The 6,000-nt window shown below is 64.2% G+C and carries 6 protein-coding genes; 4 read left to right on the top strand and 2 right to left on the bottom strand.

Annotated elements, in window-relative coordinates; all coding sequences use genetic code 11:
* Positions 1-38 precede the first annotated feature (38 nt).
* Complete coding sequence (locus tag FM104_RS02510; RefSeq protein WP_087129882.1) at positions 39-740, top strand: NADPH-dependent F420 reductase; 702 nt, start codon at positions 39-41, stop codon at positions 738-740.
* 13 nt (positions 741-753) lie between these two features.
* Here FM104_RS02510 and FM104_RS02515 read toward each other — a convergent pair whose 3' ends face one another.
* A complete protein-coding gene (locus tag FM104_RS02515; protein WP_143738231.1) occupies positions 754-1,257 on the bottom strand; it encodes a hypothetical protein in 504 nt (167 codons plus the stop codon).
* Between the two features lie 156 nt (positions 1,258-1,413).
* Here FM104_RS02515 and FM104_RS02520 point away from each other — a divergent pair, with 156 nt between their 5' ends.
* Positions 1,414-1,845 (top strand): DUF4870 domain-containing protein, encoded by a 432-nt coding sequence (locus FM104_RS02520; RefSeq protein WP_087129897.1) that lies wholly within the window; start codon positions 1,414-1,416, stop codon positions 1,843-1,845.
* Positions 1,846-1,860: 15 nt separating this feature from the next.
* Here FM104_RS02520 and FM104_RS02525 read toward each other — a convergent pair whose 3' ends face one another.
* The gene (locus tag FM104_RS02525) at positions 1,861-3,042 is read right to left on the bottom strand and encodes a low temperature requirement protein A (RefSeq protein WP_087129884.1); all 1,182 of its coding nucleotides are present in this window, start codon (positions 3,040-3,042) and stop codon (positions 1,861-1,863) included.
* A gap of 230 nt (positions 3,043-3,272) precedes the next feature.
* Between FM104_RS02525 and nrdI the strand changes: the two genes are divergently transcribed.
* Together nrdI and nrdE are read left to right on the top strand one after the other, a co-directional pair.
* Positions 3,273-3,761, top strand: a complete 489-nt coding sequence (gene nrdI, locus FM104_RS02530) for a class Ib ribonucleoside-diphosphate reductase assembly flavoprotein NrdI (RefSeq protein WP_087129885.1) — start codon at positions 3,273-3,275, stop codon at positions 3,759-3,761.
* On the top strand, positions 3,758-5,914 hold the full coding sequence (nrdE, locus tag FM104_RS02535; protein WP_087129886.1) for a class 1b ribonucleoside-diphosphate reductase subunit alpha: 2,157 nt from the start codon (positions 3,758-3,760) through the stop codon (positions 5,912-5,914). Before nrdI ends, nrdE begins: the two co-directional genes overlap by 4 nt.
* Positions 5,915-6,000: the final 86 nt, after the last annotated feature.

Consider the following 6,000-nt stretch of genomic DNA (forward strand, 5'->3'; position numbering starts at 1 on the left):
CGGCCCCGGGTTCGCGCTGCCGGCCATACGATGGCGGGATGACCGATGCTGCGCAGCCGATCCGCACGGTGGGGATCCTGGGAGCAGGGCGGCTCGGCACAGTGCTCGCCGCGCTGGCTGCCACCGCCGGGTACCGGGTTCTCGTGGCCACCTCATCGGGGCCGGATGCCATCGCCCGCGCGATGGCGGCGATCGACGCGGAGGCGAAGCCGACAGCATCCGTCATCGCGGAAGCGGATGCCGTCGTGCTGGCGCTCCCTCTCGGGAAACTGCGGATGCTGCCGGTCGATGAGCTGCGCGGAAAGCTCGTGATCGACGCGATGAACTACTGGTGGGGTGCCGACGGCATCCGCCCCGATCTGGATGATCTGCGCACCTCGACGAGCGAGACCGTGCAGGCGCACCTGTCGCACTCGCGCGTGGTGAAGGCGCTGGGGCACATGGGCTATCACGATCTCGAAGACGAGAGCCGACCGGTCGGGATGCCCGAGCGCAAGGCGATCGCGATCGCCGGCGACGATCCGGCTGATGTGGCCGTGGTGGCGTCCTTCGTCGACGATCTCGGTTTCGATCCCGTCGTCGCGGGCGAGTTGGCTTCGGGAATCATGCTCGAGCCCGGAAGTGAGATCTTCGGCGCCGACGTGGGTGCCACAGAACTGCGGGAGATGCTGATGGGCTTTCCGACGTCTCAGCGCGGCATCGTCGTCGCCCGTGCGCGAGGCGGACAGCTCTTCCGCTGACACGCAGCCCGGGTCAACAGAGGTCTTCGGTCCATTCCAGCCCGAGTGTCTTCGTCACGGCCGTGAACGTCTCGATGTTGCGGTCGTCGTCTCCACCCGGTGAGAGCACCCAGGCGTCGGATACCGCGAAGCGGACGCCGTCCAGGCCGAAGTCGCTCTTGCACGTCGCCTTCTTCGCCGTGGCGATCTGCTCGTCCATGAGATCGGCGGAGACGAGCCTGGTTGCGGTGAGGATGACGTAGTCGTCTCCCTTGCAGGCGATCACCTGCGCGCGACTCTTCAGTCGCGGCTCATTCTCTTCGCAGACGAGCCCCTCTGCCTCGGCTGCCGACACGATCGCCTCGGCCGTGAGCCCGGCTTCGACATCGTCGATCTGTGCGGGCTGCTCCGCGGCGACATCGCCGTCCGTCGCCGTCTCATCTCCGGTGGCCGCAGCGCCGCAGCCGACGAGCAGCAGCGCAATGATTCCGCACAGCGCCACTCCCGCACGCCGGGGCCGTCTCTCACCTGATGTCATTCTCATCCGTCGAGACAAACAGACTCGGCTCACACGGCGCTCACACTTCTCGTCGCGGTGACGTGCGGATGGTGTGAGCGAACTGTGAGTGCGCGCTGATGAACTTGTCGTCATCGCAGCGTCACATCGGCGTGCCCTGAAACGAAAGGTGTGATCATGACCGATCCGAATGCCGACCCCGTATCCGGAGCTCCCGCTGGCGCTCCCTCCGCACCCGCAGCGTCCGCGCCGCTGACCGCCGCGGAAGATGCCCAGTGGGCCATGCTGGCGCACTTCCTCAACATCGTCCTGGTGCTGCCCGCGCTCATCATCTTCCTCGTGTTCAAGGAACGCGGTCCACGTGTCGCTGTGGAGAGCAAGGAAGCACTGAACTGGACGATCAACGTCGCCGGCGTCGTGATCGTCTTGAACATCCTCAGCGCGATTCTCGGCTTCATTCCGATTCTGGGCTTCATCGCCTGGATCCTGCTGACCCTCGTCATCTGGGCGGTCATCATCGTCAACATCATCTTCGCGATCAAGGGCGGGCTGAAGGTGAAGAGCGGCGGCAGCTACCGATACCCGCTCAACTACCGCTGGATCAAGTAGTCCGCACCGCGGGCGTCACACGCCTCGAAGCCGCTGGTGCCGAAACCCCTCGGCGAGAAGGGTGGTGATGGCCAGCGCACCGGCGGCGCCGGCCAGCATCCAGATGCCGCTGGCAGTGGTTCCCAGCACTGCCAGCGCACCGACGAGCACGAACGCGGGAATCGCCCACCGCGCCACGACCCGAGGCGCGGTGCCGAACCGGATCGAGATGATCGCGTTCGTCAGGAAGAAGAGTGCGATTCCTCCCCAGAGCGAAACTGCGGAGACGAACGGCAGAACCGTGTCCGGGTGAGTGATCGCCATGGCGACGCTCCCCGAGATGGCGGTGACTCCGGCGACGAGCAGATAGGGCAGGAACGCAACGGTGTCGCGGATCGCGACGATGTTGCCGTCGTCCTTCAGCTTCTCGAGCCCGGCAGTCATCGCGCTCGTGCCGAACATGAAGAAGGACCAGGCAAGCGCGGCCAGAATCGTCAACGACAGCGCACCCGCGATGGCGGCGGGCAGCGTCCAGGTCTCATCGACGGCGACGACGGTCGACAGCACGGACTCTCCCAGGATGATCACGACGAGCAGCCCGAACCGCTCGGACAGATGATCCGTGTTGAGGTTTCTCAGGGCCGCGAAGGCCCAGGTGGGGCTGCTCGCGACGATGAGCGTGATCTCCACGGCGAGCGCGACACCCCACAGGACGAAGTTCCATGGCTCGGGCAGCCACATCGAGATTCCCCACAGCACTGCTGTGCCGCCGTTGTATGCCGAGACCCGCACCCGAGTGGCGGCGTCGCCGTTGCGCCACGACCGTGACACCCACAGTCCGAGCAGCAGAAGGCGCAGCGCCGTGTTTCCCGCGGCGAACAGCCAGGCCCGATCTGCCGTCGCTTCTGGCGCGGCGACCGCGAGCGCGCCCACCATCACCATCGCGCTCAGCATCACGGCAGCCAGTTGGCGCTGACGGAGTCCGGTCATGATGTTCACCACGAAGGTCAGATTGACCCACGACCACCACACTGTCGCGAACAGCGCCAGGAAGACGATCAGGCTGAGCGGAGTCGGGTTCCGGTGCAGGCCGGCGGCGAGCTGACCCACGAGTGCGACGAAGATCAGATCGAAGAAGAGCTCCATCCAGTGCACGCGGCCGGGGTCCCGGTCGCTCGGCAGACCTGCCGAAGCGTCATCGGCGCGGTGCGGAGCCATCTGCGCGTCCAATCTCGGATCACACTGTACTCCGCGCTCGGGCGTGCTGTCTCTGCCGGATTCGACGCGACCTGCAATGTTTGGCCTGCCGTAGTTGAAGATACGGCATGTCGCACTTTATGTGCAAGATTGGCTGGTACTACTAGATACGGCGCCACAAAGCGGAAGCGCCACAACATGTAGTGCGCTGCGCAGCTGCGTGACACACGACGCAAGGAAAGGAATCTGCCATGCAAGCACCGGCGAGAGCAGTCGATCCGCTGCATCCCATCTCGGAGTTGCTGCCTGCGGACTCGCCGGACCTGGTGTTCTTCTCCAGCGTCTCCGAGAACACGCGACGCTTCGTCGAGAACCTTGACCGGCCCGCCACGCGGATTCCGCTGCGTCCGCGCCGCGATGGCCTGATTCGAGTCGCAGCGCCGTTCGTACTGGTGCTGCCGACCTACGGTGGCGGCGAGAACTCGGGCGCGGTTCCGAAGCAGGTCGGAATGTTCTTGAACGACCCGGCCAATCGTGCGCTCCTCCGCGGCGTCATCACCGCGGGCAACACGAACTTCGGCGAGCACTACTGCCTCGCCGGCACCATCATCTCCGCAAAGTGCCACGTGCCGGAGCTCTACCGTTTCGAGCTGCTCGGCACCCGGCGTGATGTCGAGCAAGTCACCAACGGCCTGACCCGCTTCTGGGAACAGGCAACCGACGAGAGGAAGATCGCATGACCACCATCGCCCTGGAATCACCGGCGTCCACGGGGATCGGCGCGCGGAAGGACTACCACGCGCTCAACGCGCAGCTGAACCTCTTCGCCGCAGACGGGTCCATCCAGTTCAGCAAGGATCACGAGGCCGTCAGCGAGTACCTCCGCCAGCACGTCGTGCCGAACACGAAAGAATTCAGCGGCGTTGCAGAACGCCTGGACTGGCTGGTCGCCCACGCCTACTACGAGAAGGACTTCCTCGATGACTATTCCCCGGAGTTCGTCACGGCGCTGCATGCGAGTGCCCACGACACGGGCCACCAGTTCGCGACCTTCCTCGGCGCCTTCAAGTTCTTCAGCTCCTACGCACTGAAGTCGTTCGACGGCACGACCTACCTGGAAGGGTACGAAGAGCGCGTCGTCGCGACGGCGCTGTTCCTCGGGCGGGGAGATGAGCTGCTGGCGACGCGCCTGGTGGATGAGATGCTCACCGGACGCTTTCAACCCGCGACCCCGACGTTCCTGAATGCGGGAAAGGCGCAGCGGGGTGAGCTCGTCTCCTGCTTCCTGCTGCGACTCGAAGACAACCTCGAGTCGATCGGCCGCGGCGTCAACTCGGCGCTGCAGCTGTCGAAGCGAGGCGGCGGGGTGGCGCTGCTGCTCACGAATCTGCGTGAGACCGGCGCACCGATCAAGAAGATCGAGAACCAGGCATCCGGTGTCGTCCCGGTGATGAAGATCCTCGAGGACTCCTTCTCCTACGCCAACCAGCTCGGGGCGCGGCAGGGTGCCGGGGCGGTCTATCTGCACGCCCACCACCCGGACATCCTGCGTTTTCTCGACACGAAGCGAGAGAACGCCGACGAGAAGATCCGCATCAAGACGCTCTCGCTGGGCGTCGTGATCCCCGATGTCGCGTTCCAACTCGCGAAAGAGAACCGGGAGATGCACCTGTTCAGCCCGTACGACGTGGAACGCGAATACGGAAAGCCGCTTTCGGACATCTCCGTCAACGACAACTACGACGATCTCGTCGCCAACCCGCGCGTGCGCAAGACCACCGTCAGTGCGCGGGAGTTCTTCAAGACGCTGGCCGAGCTGCAGTTCGAATCGGGTTATCCCTATGTGCTGTTCGAAGACACGGTCAACCGGGCGAATCCGTTAGCTGGGTGGATCAACATGTCGAACCTGTGCAGTGAGATCCTCCAGGTCAACACGGCATCGGTGCACGACGCGGCAATCGGCTATCAGGAAGTCGGCCGGGACATCTCCTGCAACCTCGGTTCTCTGAACATCGCGCAGGCCTTTGCTTCGGCGGATTTCGGGGCGACCGTCGAGACAGCGGTGCGCGCGCTGACGAGCGTGTCGGATCAGACCGAGATCGACGCCGTTCCCTCGATCGTGGAAGGAAACCGCGCTTCGCATGCGATCGGCCTCGGTCAGATGAATCTGCACGGCTTTCTCGCCTCGCAGCGCATCCACTACGGCAGTGCGGAAGGCATCGACTTCACTGACATCTACTTCCTCACCGTCACTTACCACGCGCTGCGCGCGTCGAACCTGATCGCGATCGAACGAGGCGAGGCCTTTGCCGGCTTCGAAGCGTCTGCCTATGCCGACGGATCGTACTTCGACAAGTACACCGACGGAGAATGGCAGCCGTCCACGGAACGCATCCGCGAGCTCTTCTCCACTGCTCGGGTCGCGATCCCCAGCCGCGACGACTGGATCGCGCTGCGGGAGTCGGTGCAGCGACATGGAATCTACAACGCCTATCTGCAGGCGGTCCCACCGACCGGATCGATCTCGTATGTGAACAATTCGACGGCATCCATTCACCCGATCGCCGCGACGGTAGAGATCCGCAAGGAGGGAAAGCTCGGTCGCGTCTACTACCCGGCCCCGCACATGACCGATGACAATCTCGAGTTCTTCGAAGACGCCTATGAGATCGGCTACGAGAAGATCATCGACACCTACGCCGCGGCGACCCGTCACGTCGACCAGGGGCTGTCGCTGACGCTGTTCTTCCGCGACACCGCGACCACGCGCGACATCAACAAAGCCCAGATCTACGCGTGGCGGGCCGGGATCAAGACGCTCTACTACATCCGTCTGCGTCAGCCCGCGCTGGAAGGCACCGAGATCGAGGGCTGCGTGTCCTGCGCACTCTGATCACCCCGCTCGCTCTCTCTGAAGGAACACTCATGACACTCGTGTCTCTTATTCACATCTGACGCTGCCGACGATACTCCTTGTGT

It is taken from the genome of Microbacterium esteraromaticum, from assembly GCF_900163815.1.
GTDB classification, from domain to species: domain Bacteria; phylum Actinomycetota; class Actinomycetes; order Actinomycetales; family Microbacteriaceae; genus Microbacterium; species Microbacterium esteraromaticum_B.

Excerpts from the sequence above, each read along its gene's own strand:
- FM104_RS02515 (WP_143738231.1), bottom strand. The coding sequence starts at position 1,257 with ATGACATCAGGTGAGAGACGGCCCCGGCGTGCGGGAGTGGCGCTGTGC.
- FM104_RS02525 (WP_087129884.1), bottom strand. The coding sequence starts at position 3,042 with ATGGCTCCGCACCGCGCCGATGACGCTTCGGCAGGTCTGCCGAGCGAC.
- nrdI (WP_087129885.1), top strand. The coding sequence starts at position 3,273 with ATGCAAGCACCGGCGAGAGCAGTCGATCCGCTGCATCCCATCTCGGAG.
- nrdE (WP_087129886.1), top strand. The coding sequence starts at position 3,758 with ATGACCACCATCGCCCTGGAATCACCGGCGTCCACGGGGATCGGCGCG.
- FM104_RS02510 (WP_087129882.1), top strand. The coding sequence starts at position 39 with ATGACCGATGCTGCGCAGCCGATCCGCACGGTGGGGATCCTGGGAGCA.
- FM104_RS02520 (WP_087129897.1), top strand. The coding sequence starts at position 1,414 with ATGACCGATCCGAATGCCGACCCCGTATCCGGAGCTCCCGCTGGCGCT.